The sequence below is a fragment of the Pseudomonas sp. W5-01 genome (assembly GCF_046540435.1).
GTDB classification, from domain to species: domain Bacteria; phylum Pseudomonadota; class Gammaproteobacteria; order Pseudomonadales; family Pseudomonadaceae; genus Aquipseudomonas; species Aquipseudomonas graminis_B.
In genome coordinates, this window is the sequence record NZ_JAXCIP010000005.1 from 347,684 (window position 1) to 366,762 (window position 19,079).

13 protein-coding genes are annotated in these 19,079 nt (G+C 61.1%); 5 read left to right on the top strand and 8 right to left on the bottom strand.

Features of this window, described 5'->3' with window-relative positions:
* Positions 1-33: 33 nt before the first annotated feature.
* The 4 genes from SLW75_RS18385 to hflK form a co-directional block, all read right to left on the bottom strand.
* Complete coding sequence (locus SLW75_RS18385) at positions 34-1,914, bottom strand: cation-translocating P-type ATPase (protein ID WP_410935188.1); 1,881 nt, start codon at positions 1,912-1,914, stop codon at positions 34-36.
* A 71-nt stretch (positions 1,915-1,985) separates the two neighbouring features.
* Positions 1,986-3,053 (bottom strand): SPFH domain-containing protein, encoded by a 1,068-nt coding sequence (locus SLW75_RS18390; protein WP_410935102.1) that lies wholly within the window; start codon positions 3,051-3,053, stop codon positions 1,986-1,988.
* Positions 3,050-4,090: a protease modulator HflC gene (gene hflC / locus SLW75_RS18395; RefSeq protein WP_410935103.1), complete on the bottom strand. Its 1,041-nt coding sequence runs from the start codon at positions 4,088-4,090 to the stop codon at positions 3,050-3,052. The genes SLW75_RS18390 and hflC overlap by 4 nt, the downstream gene beginning before the upstream one ends.
* An 11-nt stretch (positions 4,091-4,101) precedes the next feature.
* A complete protein-coding gene (hflK, locus tag SLW75_RS18400) occupies positions 4,102-6,069 on the bottom strand; it encodes a protease modulator HflK (protein ID WP_410935104.1) in 1,968 nt (655 codons plus the stop codon).
* A 417-nt stretch (positions 6,070-6,486) separates the two neighbouring features.
* Here hflK and lpdA point away from each other — a divergent pair, with 417 nt between their 5' ends.
* The 5 genes from lpdA to SLW75_RS18425 all read left to right on the top strand — a co-directional run bounded on the left by lpdA (position 6,487) and on the right by SLW75_RS18425 (position 13,666).
* Entirely contained in the window at positions 6,487-7,887 is a 1,401-nt protein-coding gene (gene lpdA / locus SLW75_RS18405) for a dihydrolipoyl dehydrogenase (protein ID WP_410935105.1), read from the top strand.
* A gap of 194 nt (positions 7,888-8,081) precedes the next feature.
* On the top strand, positions 8,082-9,701 hold the full coding sequence (locus tag SLW75_RS18410) for a glucan biosynthesis protein D (RefSeq protein WP_065988095.1): 1,620 nt from the start codon (positions 8,082-8,084) through the stop codon (positions 9,699-9,701).
* A 457-nt stretch (positions 9,702-10,158) separates the two neighbouring features.
* The gene (locus SLW75_RS18415; protein ID WP_065988094.1) at positions 10,159-11,463 is read left to right on the top strand and encodes an O-antigen ligase family protein; all 1,305 of its coding nucleotides are present in this window, start codon (positions 10,159-10,161) and stop codon (positions 11,461-11,463) included.
* 13 nt (positions 11,464-11,476) lie between these two features.
* Positions 11,477-12,760, top strand: coding sequence for a hypothetical protein (locus tag SLW75_RS18420; protein WP_410935106.1), 1,284 nt, complete (start codon positions 11,477-11,479; stop codon positions 12,758-12,760).
* A gap of 144 nt (positions 12,761-12,904) precedes the next feature.
* Positions 12,905-13,666, top strand: coding sequence for a substrate-binding periplasmic protein (locus SLW75_RS18425; RefSeq protein WP_296305920.1), 762 nt, complete (start codon positions 12,905-12,907; stop codon positions 13,664-13,666).
* A 254-nt stretch (positions 13,667-13,920) separates the two neighbouring features.
* On the opposite strand, the gene SLW75_RS18430 is transcribed toward SLW75_RS18425, so the two are convergent.
* From SLW75_RS18430 to SLW75_RS18445, 4 genes are read right to left on the bottom strand one after another with little or no spacing between them, the layout of a single operon-like run.
* A complete protein-coding gene (locus tag SLW75_RS18430) occupies positions 13,921-15,711 on the bottom strand; it encodes an FAD/NAD(P)-binding protein (protein WP_410935107.1) in 1,791 nt (596 codons plus the stop codon).
* On the bottom strand, positions 15,702-16,709 hold the full coding sequence (gene sbnB, locus SLW75_RS18435) for a 2,3-diaminopropionate biosynthesis protein SbnB (protein WP_410935108.1): 1,008 nt from the start codon (positions 16,707-16,709) through the stop codon (positions 15,702-15,704). Before sbnB ends, SLW75_RS18430 begins: the two co-directional genes overlap by 10 nt.
* A complete protein-coding gene (gene sbnA, locus SLW75_RS18440; RefSeq protein ID WP_065988086.1) occupies positions 16,702-17,721 on the bottom strand; it encodes a 2,3-diaminopropionate biosynthesis protein SbnA in 1,020 nt (339 codons plus the stop codon). Before sbnA ends, sbnB begins: the two co-directional genes overlap by 8 nt.
* A complete protein-coding gene (locus SLW75_RS18445; protein ID WP_410935109.1) occupies positions 17,718-19,076 on the bottom strand; it encodes a SidA/IucD/PvdA family monooxygenase in 1,359 nt (452 codons plus the stop codon). The genes sbnA and SLW75_RS18445 overlap by 4 nt, the downstream gene beginning before the upstream one ends.
* Positions 19,077-19,079: the final 3 nt, after the last annotated feature.

A 19,079-nucleotide genomic window follows, 5' to 3' on the forward strand; every position in this document is an offset into this window, starting at 1 on the left:
GGCGCTTTCGATGCAGGCGCCGGGGAATATGGCTTAGGAAGGATTGTGAAACTTCGCGATGGGCTCGTGGAAACGCAGCAGTCGCCCGGCGTTGCCCAGCACCAGCAGCGTGCTGAGGTTATGCAAAACCGCCGCGATCATGGCGCCTGCGGCACCCAGCACACCGAAAGCCGCCATGGCGACAATGGCCAGCGTCCAGCCCAGTCCAATGATCACGTTCACTTGCAGGGTGTGGCGACACTGACGGCTCAGCCGCACACAGGTGCCCAGCCGGCGCAGATCACTGCCGATCAACACGATGTCGGCGGAGGCCAGCGCGATATCCGCACCGCCCGCGCCCATCGCCACGCCAACCACCCCGGCCTTGAGCGCCAGGGAGTCGTTGATGCCATCGCCGACGACCATCGGACGAAAGCCTTTTTTGATTTCGCTCAGCACCCGATTCAGCTTGTCCTCGGGCAACGCATGAGCGTGGATATCACTGATGCCGACCGCCTGACCGAGGCTGTCGGCGACACTCTGGCGATCCCCCGTCAGCAGTAACTGCCGACCCATGCCCAGTTCGCGCAGTTCACTGAGCGCCTGACGCGCCTCGGGCTTGAGGCTGTCGGCCAGCAGCAGCCAGGCCAGGAAGTGGCCATTGACCGCGAGCCCGGCAATCGGGCCATCGTGATCGGGGATCGGCGAGGTCGCGATGCCCATCTGCGCGAACAGCTCAGGCCGCCCCAACGCAGCTTCACCCCGCGCGGTCTGCGCAACCACGCCCAGCCCCTGGCGCTCTCGAATGTCGTCCAGTGGGAGCAGATGATCCTTGCCCACCAACGTGGCCAGCGCGCGACTGACCGGGTGACTGCTCGCCGAGCCCAGGCTTGCCGCCAGCTCAATGACGTCGTCGCCCGCGCCCTCCTCAGCCTGAACCGATTGCAGACGCAAACTGCCGTAGGTCAGCGTGCCGGTCTTGTCGACGACCAGTGAAGTGAGGTCGGCCAGTTCTTCAAGGAAAGCCGAACTGCGGATCAAAATGCCGTGACGCGCGGCGACTGCAATACCGGCGATGGCTGTCGCCGGCGCTGACAGCACCAGCGCGCAAGGGCAGGCAGCGACCAATACCGCCAGCATGGCCTGGGCGTTATTGGTGATGAACCAGGTCACGGCCGCGATCAGCAGCACCAGCACCATGTAGCTGCCCGCGTACTTTTCCAACAGGCGAGTGATGGGCGGTTTGGAGCGTTCGGCACTTTGCATGAGTGCGATGACCTTGCCCAGGGTCGACTCGTTGCCAATGCGCGTCACTTCGATGCGCAGCAGCCCGTCGAGGTTGATCGCACCGCCGAAGACTTCCATGCCGGCGCGCGCTTCGAGCGGAACCGACTCTCCGGTGATGGGCGCCGTATCGAGGCTGGCCTGCCCCGAGACCACCAAGCCGTCGGCCGGGACACGGTCACCGGCGCGCACTTCGACGCGATCACCGGCCACCAGCGTACCGTTGTCGACTTCGCAAATGGAGCCATCCTTATCGATCAGCCGGGCGTGGCTGCGGGTCAGACGGCCCAATGCCTGAATGGCTTCCTGGGAGCCGATCACGCTGCGCTCTTCCAGCACGTGGCCGAAAATCATGATGATCGGCAGCAACGCGGCGGTCATCAAATCGCCCGTCGCCCACGCGCCCAGCATGGCCAGTGCGATCAATTGGTCAGTAATGCCGTGCAGGCTGGGGTACCGCAAGCTGTGCCAGCCGGCGCTGACCACCGGGATGGCGACCAACAGCGAGGCGACGCCCAACAGCAGTTGGCTGACGCCGACTTGCTCGGGCGAGAAAAATCGCCACACCAGCCCCAGCGCGAGCAGGCCGAGGGCAAGCATCGCCAGCGTCAACTGTCGGGCTGCGCTTCGCTGTTCACGGCTGGTGAGCATGCTGCCGGGCGCGTCGGGCTCGGCATGCGGGTGAGCAGGGTCGTGGGAATGGTTGTGTACGGCTTCGCCACTCATTTGTCAGCTCCCTGAATGATCAGGCGGGAATCGTCGCGGGGGTCGACCGTGGTCACTGAACCCGCCTGTTTCAGGATGGCCGGCACCCGCTCGCGGTAGATCCGCAGCAGCAATCCGGGATCGCTCTTGTTTTGGATCGACATCGCCAGGCCGGTCACTGCTGCGGTGTCGGTCTGCGCCTTGGCCAGCCGTTCAGACGCTTGGGCATGGGCGACCTGCAGCGTGCGGTCGGCCTGCTGATTGGCGGTCTGGTTGAGTTTCTCTGCGTCCGTGCGCGCGTTCGCCACGGCCTGATCGGCTTGCTGGCTGGCAGTCAGCACCGCGTTGAACGCATTCACCGCAGCAGCCGGCAGACTGGACTGCACGTCGACACGCACGACTTCAACGCCCAGACCCACACCAGTGGCCGTCAGCTCGCCAAGCCGCGTATTGATGGCCTGCACCAGATCGCCGCGCAGGCGTTCGCGACGCTCGGCAGACTGGCTGTCAGAGCCCACCAGCTCGGGACGCGCCACCAGAATGGTGTCCAGATCCCGCGCCGCCGTGAGGCTGACGGCGCTGCGATTGACCAGACGGTCCAGTGCCGGCAGCACGTGTTCGCCTTGGAGCACGAACTCCCGTGGGTCCGTCACTTTGTAGTACGCCGTCACGTCGAGTTGTACGACACCGGCGTCGCCCGTAAGCAGATAACCCGAACCTGCCAGTGCGTCGCTCATCGGCGTCGCAAAACTGGTGATCTTGTCGGCCGCCAACGCAGTGGGTGAACGCATCAATGTTTCGACATGGCGCTCAATCACGCGGTCAGCAGAAGGCAACAGCACCACTTGCTCAAACGGTTGCGGCCAGGCCAGCAGCAAACCGGCGTTCTGCACGCGATCCATCTCACCGAAGCGAAACACCACGGCGCGGTTCTGTGGGTCGATTTCCCGCACATTGGAGACAGCCCAGCCGAGCGCTGCCAGCAGGGTCACGACATACAGCCCCAAAAACGCCAGCCGGCTGGCCTGCAGCCATGGACTGTTCACCACCGGCCGCTCGATGTGCGCCGTGTCTTGCTCGGTCATGGCTGCGTTCCAACCTTGCCATCCAAGGTCGGCGGGCCGTCCACGAGGACACGGAACGGCGCAGCATCGGTGCGCAGAATCAGTTTGGTGCTCGGCCCCACCACGGTGCCGAGGGTGTCCAGCGAGCGCAGCAAGTTGTACAGCTGCGGTGAACCGGCGTAGGCGCGACCGTAAATCTGCGCCGCTTCAACGCGGGATTGCGCTTCGATGTCGGCGGCTTTCACGGTTGCGTCGGCCTCGACAATCCGCGCATCGCGTTCAGCGGCAGAGCGGATCTGCGCCGCCTCGCGTTTGCCGATGGCGGTGCGCTCGGTGGCGATGGTCTCGCGCTCGGCGCGCATGCGGTCGACCGTCGCGTTGAGGGTTACCGACGGCAACGTAAGACGTTCAACACCCACTTGCAGGACGCGAACCCCGTAGGTGGTCAGCAGTTGCTTATCGATCTGCTGACGCAGCTGGTTTTCGAAATCGGCGATGCGCACCTGATTGGCGTCGGTGTTGATCAGGCTCGACAGATCAAAACTCGCGGCGGTGGTTTCCAGCGCCGAGCCGACGAAGGTGCGGATCTGCCGGGCCGCTTCGTCCGGCTGGTTTTGTACGGCGCGCATGAAGCGCTTCACGTTGTCCGGATCGCCCTGCACCTGCCAGGCCACGTACGCCTGAACGATGATGCGCAGGCCGTCACGGGTGCCGACGTCCTGCAAGCCGCTTGAGGTGGTGCGCAAACGCAGGTCGACGGGGATCGCCGCTTCGAATGGCGCCGGCCAGCGCCAGCTCAGGCCGGGATCGAGCAGCACCCGCGCCGGATTGCCGAAGCGCGTGATGACCGTCGCCTCTCCGGAGCGCACCTGCACCAGACTCGCCGCCGCGACCGCGAAGGCAATCAGCACCGCTGCCAACGCAGCACGACGCCACGGGAAGACAGCAGGGCCGGAGGCTTCGCCATGGTGATGACCGTGATGGTGGCCGCCATGACCATGGCCTGCGTGGTCGTGACCGGAATGGTCGTGGTGATCGTGGGAATGAAACAGACTCAAGAGACGACTCCTTATTCAGCCGAGGGCTGTTCAGCTGACGGGGTCGACGCTGCGGGGTCGACCGGGAGGGTAAAGGAACGCAGATCGATGGTCGGTGCGCTGGTGCCACCGAGCCGATGATCCAGCACCAGCAATTTGGCGTGGGTCAGGCCCTGGGTCAGCTGACTGAAGTACTGCTCCAGCAGGAACGCCTGGCCCGCTTTGGCGTAGCCCTGTCGTTCGGCGCTGAAACGCAAGTCCGCACCTTGCGCCGTTGCCATGACTTCCCGCGAACTCGCGGCCGCCTGGTCATGGGCCATGCTGGCGTGCAATTGCGCCACATTGGCCTGATCGGCCGCCGCGCCACGCTCCCGGGCAATGAGTGCCTGGGCGCTGATCTGTGCGGCCTGGACCGCGTGATAGGCATTGGCTGCGCCGGCTGGTGGATGAATCGACTCGACCACGGTCGCGAGAATTTCCACGGCGCTGTCGAGTTTTTTCAGGTCCCGCTGTACGGCATCGCCGATGTCAGCCGCCAGATCATTGCGCTGCTCACCGAGCAATTCATCGAGGGTGCGCGAGGCGAAATCGTGCACCAGCACGCGGCTGGCGGTGCTGCGAATCAGACTGGGGATGTCGGCGCTGTTGTACGTTGCGGCCAGTGCGGCCTCGTCCGTCAAACCGATGCGATACACAAAGCGTACGTCCATGTTGACGATCTGGAAGCTCTGCTTGGCACCGGAGCCGCTGGCGATCACTTGCGACTTGTCATTGATATGCGTGGCGTCCCATAACCGGTTGGCAATGGCAGGCGGCGGGCCTTCGGCAGGGTCAAGGGTCAGCTCTGCGCCCGCCCCCTCCGCGACGCTGGTCGCCAGCTCGTGGACCACACCGTTTTCCACCGCCAGTACTGTTCCGAACGGCCAGGGCAAACCGGCATGCAGACCGGGCTCCAGGACTTCAACCGGTTTGCCAAACCGCTCGTAAACGCCACGGCCCTGCATGGGAATTTCGTGAACACCGCTCAGCAACCAGCCCAAACCGACGATGACCGCCATCACCGGCAGAAAGGCGCGGCGCATGTAGGTAAACGCCCAGATCTGCCGCAGGTCGATGCCGAAACGGTTGTGCAATTCGTTTTGCAGCGCCAGCAGTGGGCGTGGTGGCCAGCGCAACAGACCGGCGACGAAGCTGCTGGCGATCAAGCGCGGCTCTAGACGCTCATTGCGCGGGCTGAAGACGGACAAGAACGCGCGGATGAGTAGCTCGATGGCGACCAGCCCAGGCAACAGGCCAATCAACACCGCAAGCCGGGCGGGCCATACGCGATCGACGGAGGAGAAAAACAGGCAGAACGCCGTGATCAGCAGCGTACCGATGGCGACCTTGGTGATCTGCGCCAACTGCTCGGCTTCTGGCCAACCTGCCTCGGACTCATTGCTGAATTGCCGCTCCAGCACCAGCAGCGCAAACCCGATCAACAGCAGCAGGCCGCCGACCACGTTGCCGACAAGGCCGACATTGCTGCCTGCCAAAGCAAGGTTCCAGATAAGACCAATACTGATCAGCGACAGCAACGTCCAGCCCGCCAGCCAGAACACCGGCAATCCAACCTGGCCGACCATTGAGGTGCCGGCGCCGCTGATGCGGCCGAGCACGCGGTCGTACCAGCCCTGCTCTTCGGTGTGAAGCAGCGCTTCATCGTCAGAAGCCGCTGCGGAAGGGGGTGCGATGACGTCGGCGCGCCACTGGCTGACCACGTGCGCCGACTGCAATGCCGCCGCCAGCACGAGCAGGCTCGCGGCACTGTTGGTCAGCACTGCCGTCCACAGCGAGTTGGGAGAAAAGAGGTCAACAAAAAGCGACACCACCAGGCCGATGACGCCCACCGCTCCTGTCAGATACGTCAGCCGTGAAAGACGCCGCGATTGCACAGCCGCTCGCTGAAACCGTGGCAGGCTTGACGGTGCAGCGCCCTCATCATCCAGATCAACCCGCATTGAAACTCCAAAGCCCGTTTAACGCTGTAATCATCAACCCTCCCGCCCGCTCACAGGCGTTGCGTGGCACTGCTTACAGCCACGCTGACACAGGGCGTTACGATATAACAGAAGTCGTGAAATTTTCGTCTGATTATTCATTTGCGCAGCCCTGAATGCGGGGTCAGACAGCCAGCAGACAGGTGAACATTCACTGCAGTCGCATTGGCTCACATCCCCGACCAGACCGAGGGCGCCTTCGCCGCTAAAGCCGGTCCTGCGAGATGCGCGAGGAATAGCGCGGGGCCACGCACTTGACTTTGAAGTGCCCGGGGAGAAATATTACAGCCATCATTTAAGCCGTCCAAGTGACGCACGACATTTGTCCAGACACGGCTACGCTTCCCTCCATTGCTGGATTCCTCGAGGAGTACGTTCATGAGTCACTACGACGTTGTCATCATCGGCGGCGGCCCCGGCGGCTACAACGCGGCGATCCATGCGGGCCAGAAAGGCCTGAAAGTGGCGTGCATCGAAGGCCGTGAAACGCTGGGCGGCACATGCCTGAACGTAGGATGCATTCCCTCGAAATCGTTGCTCCACGCCTCGGAGCTGTATGAGGCGGCGACGGGCGAGGAATTCAAGAAGCTCGGCATCGAGGTCACGCCGACACTGAACCTGACCCGGATGATGGCGCAAAAGGCTGAAAGCGTGATAGGCCTGACCAAGGGCATCGAGTTTCTGTTTCGCAAGTACAAGGCTGAGTGGATCAAGGGTTGGGGCCGCCTCGCCGGGCCCGGCAAGGTCATCGTCACCGATGCTGAAGGTGTCGAAACCGAGCTGACCGCCAAGGACATCATCATCGCCACCGGCTCCGAGCCGACGCCCCTGCCAGGCGTGACCATCGACAACAAACGTATTCTCGATTCCACCGGCGCGCTGTCGTTGAGCGAAGTGCCCAAGCATCTGGTAGTGATTGGCGCGGGGGTCATCGGTCTCGAGCTGGGCTCGGTCTGGCGGCGGTTGGGGGCGAAGGTGACGGTGGTCGAATTTCTCGACCATGTCGCCCACGGCACCGACCTTGAGGCGGGCAAGACGCTGCATCGCTCACTGTCGCGTCAGGGGATGGCGTTCAAACTCGGCTCGAAGGTCACCTCTGCCGTCGCCGCGGAAACCGGCGTCACCCTGACCGTGGAACCCGCCGCCGGAGGCGAAGCCGAACAGATCGAAGCGGACTACGTGCTGGTGTCCATCGGCCGTCGCCCGGTGACGAAAGGACTGAGCCTGGAAACCGTCGGGCTGGAAGTAGACAAGCGCGGCGTCCTGCCCAACACGGGGCATCGCACGGCGGTGGAGGGCATCTGGGTGATTGGCGACGTCACGTCCGGCGCGATGCTTGCACACAAGGCGGAGGACGAAGCCGGCGTGTGTGTCGAGCGCATTGTTGGCAAGAAGGGTGAGCTGAATTACAACCTGATCCCCAATGTCATCTACACCCAGCCCGAACTGGCCAGCGTCGGCAAGACGGAAGAGCAACTGAAGGAGGAAGGTCGCGCTTACAAAGTCGGCAAATTCCCGTTCAGCGCCAACAGCCGCGCCAGGGTCAATCACGAAACGGACGGCTTCGCGAAAGTGCTGGCGGATGAGCGCACCGACGAGATTCTTGGCGTACACCTCGTCGGCCCAAGCGTCAGCGAGATGATCGCCGAGTACTGCGTGGCGATGGAGTTCGCGGCCTCTGCTGAAGACATCGCCATGACCTGCCACCCCCATCCGACAAGGTCCGAGGCGCTGCGCCAAGCGGCAATGGCCGTAGGGGGACATACCACGCAGGCTTGAAGTGCGCGGCCAAAATCGGCCGCGCGAGCAAGACGCTGAAGCAAAACAAGTTGTGCCCTGAAACGATTTTTTCCCCGGTGCGCGAACAAGATGCCGAGATTGTTATCTGTTTGTTGGTAATTTGCGTTCAGCAAGGATTGGGAAAGCGCACTTTTTTGTGCAGGAAGGCACAGCATCTTCAGAGGCTTCACCATATGAATCGCAGGAATCTCTTGAAAGCGTCCATGGCGCTGGCAGCCTATAGCGCGCTGCCCGCCTCAGGTCTTTATGCGGCACGCGCGCTGGCTGCGGCGGCCGATGGCGACATCGAACACTTTGACTTCAAGACCTTGCAGGACAACGCCAAACAGATGGCCGGCAAGCCTTACGTCAGCACCAAGCAGAACCTGCCGCCTACCCTGGCGAACATGACGCCTCAGCAGTTCAATGCGATCAAGTACGACGCCGGTCACTCACTGTGGAACGACGTGAAAGGCCAGCTGGACGTGCATTTCTTCCACGTCGGCGCAGGGTTCAAGACGCCGGTGCGCATGTACAGCGTCGACCCGGCGACCCAGCAGGCGCGTGAAGTGCATTTCCGCCCTGAGCTGTTCAACTACGAAGCCAGTCGCATCGACCAGAGTCAGCTCAAGGGCGACCTGGGCTTTGCCGGGTTCAAGCTGTTCAAAGCCCCCGAGATCGCCATCAACGACGTTCTGTCATTCCTGGGCGCCAGTTACTTCCGCGCCATCGACAGCAACAAGCAATACGGTCTTTCCGCCCGGGGTCTGGCGATCGACACCTACGCCCATCGCCCCGAAGAATTCCCTGACTTCACGCAATTCTGGTTCGAGAAACCGACCAAAGACGCCACTCGCTTTGTGGTCTACGCGCTGCTGGACTCTCCCAGCGCGACGGGCGCGTACCGCTTCGACATCGATTGCCAGGCCGACCGCGTGGTGATGGACATCGATGCGCACATCAATGCCCGAGCCGACATCGAGCAGTTGGGCATTGCGACCATGACCAGCATGTTCAGCTGCGGCACACACGAGCGCCGCATGTGCGACACCCTTCACCCGGAAATCCACGACTCCGACCGGCTGGCGATGTGGCGCGGCAATGGCGAATGGATCTGCCGCCCGCTCAATAATCCGGCCAAGATCCAGTTCAACGCCTTTGCCGACAAAGACCCGAAAGGCTTTGGCCTGGTGCAGACCGACCATGACTTCAAGACCTACCAGGACACCGTGGACTGGTACCACCGCAGGCCGAGCCTGTGGGTCGAACCGACGACGGCCTGGGGCGAGGGCTCAATCGATTTGCTGGAACTGCCGACCACGGGTGAAACCCTGGATAACATCGTCGCGTTCTGGAACCCGAAAGTGCCGGTCAAGGCCGGCATGTCGATGAATTATGGCTACAAGCTTTACTGGAGCCCGCTGCCTCCGGTCAGCACACCACTGGCTCAAGTGCACGCGACGCGTTCAGGCATGGGCGGGTTTATCGAAGGCTGGGCGCCGGGCGAACACTACCCGGAAGTCTGGGCGCGGCGCTTTGCCGTGGACTTCAACGGCGGCGGGCTGGACCGACTGCCGGAAGGTTCGGGCATCGAGCCGGTGGTCACCGTGTCCCACGGCAAAATCCAGGATTTCAATGTGCTGGTACTGCCCGACATCAAGGGTTTCCGCGTGACGTTCGACTGGTACCCGACCAGCGACTCCGTGGAGCCGGTGGAGATGCGCATGTTCATCAAAACCGGTGACCGCACGCTGAGTGAAACCTGGCTGTATCAGTATTTCCCTCCCGCACCGGACAAGCGCCGCTACACCTGAGTGTGATCAGCTAATGGCGTAGCGGCATTCAGCTTGCTCGCAAGACGGCGTATTCGCCGCTGAATATTCAGCGGTGAATGCGTCGCACTTGTAACGAAAATGAGTCATAGAAAGCCGTCGCCATACCGGGATTTCTTCTCTTTTTAACAGCGTCAATTTTCTATCCGCTAGAAGAATCAATGGCTTACGATTTATGATATTTAGCCACCACTAAATATGTCCGTAAATTTGACTAATTGATTGACAGCCCCCCGATCTGCGGCTGATATATCCCTGTCGTGCCGTTTGCGAGGGGACCGAAACGCCCTTCTCCTCCCCCGCTGCGACTCCCAAAAATCATCGCGATTGCATGCCATCGACGGCCATTGCCGCTCCTCTGGGCAGTAGCTTTTCCGCCCGGCGGCCTGCTCGCACGCTGACGCTTATCACACGTACAAATGCTCCCGAGGGGCTGCACATGATGTCGACTTCCCCCGCTTACGTTGAAAAACCTTCTTTGCTGTCATTCGATAAATCCACGGCGATCGTGCTGGTTGCGATCAGCCTGATGCTGGTCGAGACCTTCAACGGGGCTCTGCGTTTCTATCTGGATCAGGCAGGCATTTCCGTATTGCTCTATGCCCCGAAGGTCGCGTGTCTGCTGTTCTTCGCACTGGAGCTGCGCAGCTTCAAAGCCGGGCCGGGGGTCTGGCTGAGCCTGCTGGTGCTGTTGCTGTCGGCGGGATGGGCAGCGCTGAATGGCGCCCAGGCCGGGAACTTCGCATTTGCGCTGTACGGGATCAGCCCGCTGCTGTTCGGGATCGCCTGCGGTGACCAGATCATTCGCCACAAGCGCCTGTTCATGTGGGCGATTGCCTTGTGCCTGCTGGCTTCGCTGGGCGGGATTGCCCTCGACCGGTACGTCAGTCTGCCGTGGAAGGGCTACAGCTACACCGTCGGCGGCACCGAGCTGAGCGCCAACACCGCATGGACCTCCGAAGACATGGACCGCCCGGCTGGATTCGCGCGAATCTCCAGCTCACTGGCCATCATCATCTCGGTTCTCAGCCTGTACCTGATGGCGACCCTGCGCTCGAAGTTGCTCGGGTTGGCAGTCTGCGTGATCGGCCTCGCCGGCGTGATATTGACCACCAGCAAGGCGCCAGCGTTGGCGTTCATTGGCGGTACCGGCCTGCTGCTGATGTTGCGGTTTCGCTGGACAGCACGGGCGACCATCGTTGTCGCGGTCGTACTCGGCATGTCGCTGCCCTTCGTGGCGATGATGACCGACTTCGATGCCAACAAAATTTCGGCCACCAGTTCGCTGGCATCTATCTATGACCGGTTGATCAACACTTGGCCCAACGTGATTCGGACGCTGATGGACGATGATCGAACGCTCACCGGTGTTGGCTTCGGGCTGGTTGGCAGTGCCGTGGCCGCCTTCCCGGTTCCCGGCGCCGACATCTTCATGGTTACCGACAGCACCGTGGTTTACCTGTGGGCGACGTTTGGGCTGGTCGGGCTGTTTCTCTACGCCCTGCACCTCCCGTTGTTTTTCATCCTGGCCGACAGCGTCAGCCGTTACGGCCAGGCGTTGCTGGTGACGGGTTTTTGCATCTGCATTGTCAGCTGGACGACCGATACGCTGGAAGTTACCCTCGCCAACATGTTCCTGGGCATGGCAATCGGCCATGCGCTGGCCATGAAATCGCGGGTTAGACAGCCGGCCCCAAAGTCCCATGAGTTGCCCACGTGGAATGGCCTGCCGGGCCTGAGTTGACTGAGGCACTCCTATGAGCTTTCGCAGCATCGGCCTGAGCGGCCTGGCACTGATGGCCGCCCTGTGCGCTGCCAATGTCGCCATGGCCGAGCCTTTTATCGTAGGCGTTGCCACCCATTCGATGAATAACACCGGGCAACCGCTGCGCAGTCTTCAGATGGCGAAAGCGGCTGGCGTCACGTCCATTCGCGATGACGCCTTCTGGTCTACGGCCGAACCTGTACGGGGTCAGATGCAGATCATTGCGCCGTGGCGCGCATGGCTGAGCACTGCCAAGGGGCTGAATCTTGCCCCGATGGTCATTCTCGGCTACGGCAGTTCGTATGAGGGCGGCGCCAAGCCCCGCAAGCCTGAGGTCAAGATTCCGTACCTGAAATACGTGGACTACCTCACTCGCCAGTTGGGCAATCCGGTCAGGTTCTATGAGGTCTGGAACGAGTGGGACCTGGACGGCCCGGCCGATCCGCGCTTGAGCAATGACTACGTGACGCTGGTCAGGGACGCGGCACCGATCATTCGCAAGAATAACCCCCAGGCGCTCGTACTCGCCGGTGCCGTAACGAGCATGGGCATCAAGAGTGGCTTCGTTGACCGCATCCTGGCTGCAGGGGTGATGAAGTACGCCGATGGCCTCTCGCTGCACCCGTATGTGCACTGCGAAGGCAGCTACCGCAACACGCCGGAGAGCTGGGTCGGCTGGATGCGAGATCTGGACCGTCGAATCAGCGCCAAGGTCGGCAGGCCGGTGCCGCTGTATCTGACCGAGATGAGCTGGCCGAGCCACAATGGCAATTGCGGCGTCAGCGCCGAGCGCCAGTCTGCGTACCTGGCGCGTGCGTACTTCCTCATTCGCACGCTGCCGAACGTCAAAGGCATGTGGTGGTATGACCTGATCAACGATGGCACCAACCGCACCGAGCAGGAGCACAACTTCGGCCTGCTTGATGCCGATCTTCGCGCTAAACCGGCTTATTCGGTGCTCAAGGCCATCAGCCCTTATCTGCCTGATTTCAACTACGAGCCGGCAAACAGCCTCCAGTCCGACGGCGTCTTCCAACTGGCATTCAGCAATGGCCGCGAGCGGATTATGGTGGCGTGGGTCAGCGGTCGCGAACACGAAGTCAGCATCAGCGCCGCGGCCATGAAAAATAAACCGGTGCGCATCCTCGATACGCAAACGCCGGATAAAGGCATGACCGACTCCGCGCAGCAGTGGGTGTGCGATGCCCAGCGTTGCTCGGCCCGACTGACGCTGACGGAGTTTCCGAAAGTCATTCGCCTAAGTCCAGACGCCTGACGACCGCACCTGTGCAAACCCGCCTGACCTGTCAGCGCGGTTTTTTTTATGTGCTGCAGATCCAGATAGTGGCAATACGACATTTACTGGACATGTCTTACTGCTATTTTACGACCTTGGGCAGACACACTGCCGGAGGAACGTATGGGGCTTCGAGGAAGATTCATCGTTGGCGGGTTGCTTGGGCTGCTCATGCTGCCAGCAGTGGCTGAACCGTACGTCGCGGGCGGAGCTCAGTCGAAGCCGTATGCCTATGAAGACAAGGACGGTCACCTGGAAGGGATCTCCATCGACATCGCGCGGCGCGTGATGAAACTGGCAAACATTGACGTTACCTTCGTGATCTACCCGGTCAACCGCCTGCAGGCGATGCTGCGCAAGGGCGAGATCGATATCAACTTTGCCGACGCGCTGATCTGGAACAGCCCCGAGGAGCAACGTCGATACGTGTTCTCCAAGCCCTATTCCACGGTCAAAGAGCACCTGTACTTTCTGGCCAATCACCCTGCCCGCGGCCAGACCATCGCACAACTGGAGCACCTCACGATCGGCATGGTTCGGGGCTACAACTATCGGGCACTGGACCCGGCGATCGAGGAGCGCCGTTTGAGCCGGCTGGAAACATCGCAAGATGAAGCGCTGATCAAGTTGCTCCAGAGCAGGCGCGTGGATGCCATCGCCATGGTCGACGACATCTTTGATGAAGTAACTTCGGCCCATGACCTGGATCCCGGCCAGTTCGTCCAGGGCGCACGACTCAGCGAAGCGCCGCTGGTGTTCAAGCTCCAGCCGCAATACGCCTCGTGGTTGCCGCAGATCAACAGCGCGATCGACAGTCTGAACAAATCGGGCGAGCTGGAGCGGATTCGACGCAAGTATTTGCCTGGGGCGAAGGCGGCGAAGTGAAAGCAGCCCGATCAATGAGCCAGCAATTTTGTAACCGTGGAACAGTAGGCAGCGCGCATCCCAGGGCTCGAAAGTACAATGCCGACCTCAAAAAAAACCCCACCGTGAGGTGGGGTTCTTGTTACTTCGTCTGTCCTCGGGGGGAGGTGCATGCACCCGCGTATCCCGTGGCTAGTGAAAAAACTATATGGACATGGGTTTATTGAATCAAGGCCTCTTTTCACGGTTAGTCGCTGTTACTGCGAAGACGGCGCTCAAACTATTGCCCTGACTTCCACATTCAACCCCAACATCTCGCGGGCGATTCGGTCGGCGTCGACGAAGGCTCGGGAGTAGCTGCCCGAAGATGGGACGTAATGGTTGTAATACGTCGAGCCTTCGACCAGAGGGCCGGTTATCCACAGATTGGGCTGTGCTTTGCCTTCGCTGTCGACCAGCACGCCCTCTCCATTTTCGGTCAGGCTGTGGATAATTCCGTTGCTTTTTAACGAGCGAAGGATCGTTGGCAGCGACGATACGTCACAGGGGGTACTGACGTGGGCCTTGATAATTCTGTTTAAGGGAACAGTCAGATTGCCAGCGAGAAGCACTGCGGTCCGTGCTCCGTCATCACTGTGGATAACTTGAGAATGTCGCACCCAGTGGACAACCCCCGCGTCGGCCAAGGCTAGCAGCTCCTGATGACGTTCCTTCTGCGGCCCGGCCACCATTCTATTGACATGGGGCGCATACTTTTCGAAGAAGACACTGCGTGAAATGCTGGTCAGCCCGCGGTTATCCACAACCCGACGCAGCTGCTCACGACAACTTCTCCACACTTCAATCGCGGCTTTGATAGGGCTTGCATCGAGCCCTAAACAGCTCTGCGCAATGTCGCTTTCAATAAATGCGCGCATGACCTGGGGATAATCCAATGCGTCAATGCTTGGCACATGGGGGTTATACACAGCCTCGTCCAGTGGCGGCGCTTGAAAACGTGATGCCATTTCAGCGGACACCGCTTCAAGCTGGCCTGAGTCATACGCTCGCGCAATTTCCGCCTTGATCCTTACTGCCGATTCGCTCTTTTGAGAGGCGATCATTCCGAAGTATTCCGCGACCATTTCAGCTTTGATCAACGGAAGGACCTGCTGCTCGAAATCCAGTCCGGCAGGGTTTTCCGTTCGCAGATCAGCGACAGCCGACAGTGTAAAAATCAGCGCCGCATTCGAAGTCCGATGGGGCACGATGTCCGGTCGTGTGCGGTACGGCAGACCGCTGCGCGAGAACAAATAGATACGCGGCTCTTGTCCACTGGGCTCGTAGTGCAAGCCTTCCGCCCGTTTGCTGAATTGGCCTCCGCGTCCGACCGTCAGACCGGCCACAACGTCCATGGCGGTCAAGCCTACTCCTTCGATGCCAACCGCTTCTGTGGATAACTCAACACCGCGCGAATCAGAGTGTCGGTCTGTGGGCAGCTCTCTATGCTCATCCCGCAACTGACGCGCATGTCCTACTGTGATTGCCAGCCAATCCACAGAGCGCTCTGCCTCGGCTGTGGACAGAACAAACCGGCCCATATCTGTATGTTCAATGTTATCCACAGCGTGAAAATGATGAATGACGCGCACGTTTGTCGGCAGACTGCGAATGACTTCCTTGTAAGTCCACGCCAGATATTCCCCCAGCCAGCTCCGTGGCAGGAACTCATTGGGCTGTACGTTGCGTGCTGCAGATTTATAACGCAGACACCATTCGTAGAAGTCGGGTCCTTGGCGTCCCACTTTTCCGTCCAGTGCGGCCGTGTCCGGAAACATCGAGATCTGCGAGGCAACGGTGTTGAGCATCAGGTATTCAGGTTGATCGACGGCATGTAAGCCCGGCCCCGGTGCCTGGGGGTCAAATACGTTTACTTCGATGCGCCGGGCCGTATTGACCGCCAGCGCACAGATACGCTCCAGCACCGTAAGGCCGCGTGAGCCACACCCGACGATACCGATGCTGATACCAGGCTTTTCCGCACCTGGGGATAACTTTTCGGCCGCCAGCGCTGCGCTCAGTTCCATCTCAGGGTTTCTCCGAAGAACGATTCAATAGCCACGCCACGGGAGTCAGCCTGCGCGGTGTCAACGATGAATTTGCTCAGCGCCAGGTCGAGTACGCCCAAGCCGAACGGCGAGAAAATCGAGGGCTTTGCGGGATCAAGCTCGACCTCGCCGCGGATGAGGCCAGCCAGCGTGCCGTTCATGAAAGCGCGTCCGCCGGTGAGTTGCTCAGCCAGGTGCGGCGATGTATTGGCCTTCATACAGTGCTCGATGTCGTCACAGAGGTTGTTCGCCTCCAGCAGCAACTGCGGCGCGATGTCCCGCAACGAAATGTTCAGCACGACCTGCCCGGCGCGAAACGCCATTGGCGGTTTGACGTAGGGCTCGCCAGCCGTCGTGGCGAAGATCACCAGATTTGCCGCGAGCGCTTCCTCCAATGACCCGGTGCGGGCTGTGCATAAGTCGGTATTTTCGATGAAGCCAGTCAGAGCATCCGCAGACGCTAGGTCGAAATCATGCACAACGGCGTGGCCGATGTCCCACCCTTCGACGCAGAGCATTCGGGCGATGTTGCGGGCAATCACTCCGGCACCGATAAACCCTACGGACGCGGCCTTGCGTGACTGACCGTTGAGCCAGTAAGCGCCTGACACCGCCGACGCTGCCGTGCGCACCGCGCTGATTTGTGCCCCTTCCAGGCACGCATAGGGATAGCCGGTGTTAGGGTCGTTGAGGATGACCACGGCTGATGCCCTCGGTTTCTGCTGCGCGACGTTGCCGGGGAAGCTGGAGATCCACTTGATCCCGGCCACGGCGTCCTCTCCCTCCAGCGCCGCTGGCAGCGCGATGATCCGGTTGGCAGGTTGTTGAGGGAAACGCAGAAAGTAGCTGTCAGGGTTGAGCGTCTGGCCGTCATGGTGCTGCAGATACACCTGCTCAATGCGCCGCACCATGTCGTGGGCGTGGCTGTCGAGGATGTCTTTGATGACAGCGCCGGGGATCACATGGAAGTCAGACATTCAGCGCTTCTCCCTCGAAGGTGTGAACGTACTGCTTCAGATACCGAGTGATCGGCTGCGAACCCAGCGCGGTCAACTCTGCGCGCCCGAACTTCTGCATGACCCACTCATCGTTGTAGATGGTCTCCAGATAGCGCTCGCCGGCGTCCGGTGATATCGCCACGACAACGGCGTCTTTGGGAATTCCCAGCGAGGGTGCTGCCAGCCCGGCCACCACTGTCCCGGTAGAACCGCCCGCCAGCACGCCATTGGATTTCGCCAGCCAGCGACACATGGCGACGGTGGCGCGCTCATCCACCACTTGCTGCTTGTGCAGGTGGTGGGCGCGGAAGATCGGCGGCGTCTGGCTGGAGCCGAGTCCTGGAATGAAGCGCGGGCCGGTCGCCTGACCGAAAGTCACCGAACCAACGCTGTCTACCGCGATGATCTTGGTGCGCGGCGAATGCTTGCGGAAATACTGCACACAGCCCATCAAGGTGCCGGTCGTTCCGGCGCCGACCACCAAGTAATCCAATGCCGGAAAGGCGATATGAATCGACCGCGCCGTGGTGTGTTCATGGGTCTTGGCGTTGGCCGGATTGCTGTACTGGTTAAGCCACAGATGCCGGGGATCGCGGGCTACGGCATCGCGAATGTAACGAATGCGCGTGCCCAGATAGCCGTCGTTGTCATCGCGCTCGGTGACGATAACGATCTGCGCACCAAAGGCTTCCATCATCTTGATGTTGTGCAGGTTGGTGTTGGGGTCAACGACACAGCAGAAGGTGTAGCCGCGCTCGGCGCAGATCATTGCCAGCGCCACGCCGAGATTTCCGGACGAAGATTCGATCAGCACCGTGTCCTTGTGGATAAGTCGGCGCTCGGTAAAGGAGTCGATCAGGCCGATGGCTGTCTTCATCTTGATCGAGCCGGCAGGGTTGCAGGACTCGAGCTTCAGATGCAGGTTTTCAAAACCCAGGCCTTTTACCCTGACGAAGTTCGAATCGCCGACGATGTGGGAGATGAAATTCATGGCCGCGCCTCGACGGGTGCGGGCCGGGTGTAGCCCGGCATGGTCACCCGCGGCGCGTGCTGCCGGGGTTGGGTCGCCAGCAGCGCATCGGTCAGGTGCTGCGCCCGTAAGGCAACCATGGAAAACGACTGGGCGTCGCTGATGCCGTGGGTTTTTTCCGATGTGCCGTTCGCCAAAATCTGCACGCCCTCGCTGTGCTGCAGGGCAACCCGGTAATAACGGTCGACCGCCAGCGTGCCGTCCTCATCGCGGACCAGCCAGGGTTGCAGCAGGGTCAGCAGCGGTGGCACGGCGAGCTGCTCGTAGCCGGTACCCAGGACAATGCCGTCGACATACAGCACAGTTTCAACACCAGTATTGCTGTCACGCAGCACCACCGAATAGGCATCGCCCACTTTTTCCACCGAAGTCACTTCGGACCACGCATGCAGATTCAGACGTCGGTGTCCCGTCACCTCGCCTTCGTACAGGAAGGAGTAAAACGCCTGACTCTCGTCGACATCGATGCCTGCGTAATTGGTCGACCGGATCTCTTCGAATACCCGGCTGCGTCTGCCGGGCTCAAGGTCGTGGAAATAGTCGATGTGCTCCGGCAGAAACGCCATGTTGGGAAACTGCCCCAGTTGACCCACCTTGAAACCCACGCCGCGGTGCACCGAATGCACCTGCGTGGTGGGCGCGGCGCCGAGCAGGTGGGTGACCGCCTCCCCCGCGCTTTGACCCGAGCCCAGCACCAGCCACCGCTGCGCGATGGGACCGCCGCCGAGGTGGATGTTTTTCAGGTACCGGGACGTGTGAAAGACACGACCGCCGAGATGCGCGCTGAACGGCTCCGGTATCCGGGGCAGGCTGCCGTGGGAAAGCACCAGCCGCTTGGTGCGATAGGTGCCTTTTGCAGTGACGACATCAACGCCCTTCAAGATGCCCTTTTCCGCCACCGGCAACACGTCGAGCACGCCTTCGTCGTAGGCAACGTAGTCCTTGAGTTGTGCGGCGACCCAGGCGATGTAGTCAGACCATTCCACCCGGCTGGCCGGACGCCCGAGCAAGCCGAATTTATGCAGACGACCCTTTTCCTTCAGGTACATGGCGAAGGAAAAGCGGCTGCGCGGATTGCGCGGCGTCACCAGGTCTCGAAAGACATGGTGGTTGATGTCGGTGCCCGCCAGCAGAAACGCGCCATGCCAGGTTGAATCACGCCCTTTTTCGAAGAAGCGCACGCGCTGGAAAGGCTTTCGGCCGCAATCTTCCGCCTCATCCTCCAGCGCACAGGCCAGTGCGATACCGGCCGGGCCGAAGCCGATCGAGACGACGTCCAGCGTTTCACGCACACCTTCGATTTCATACTGGGTCATGGT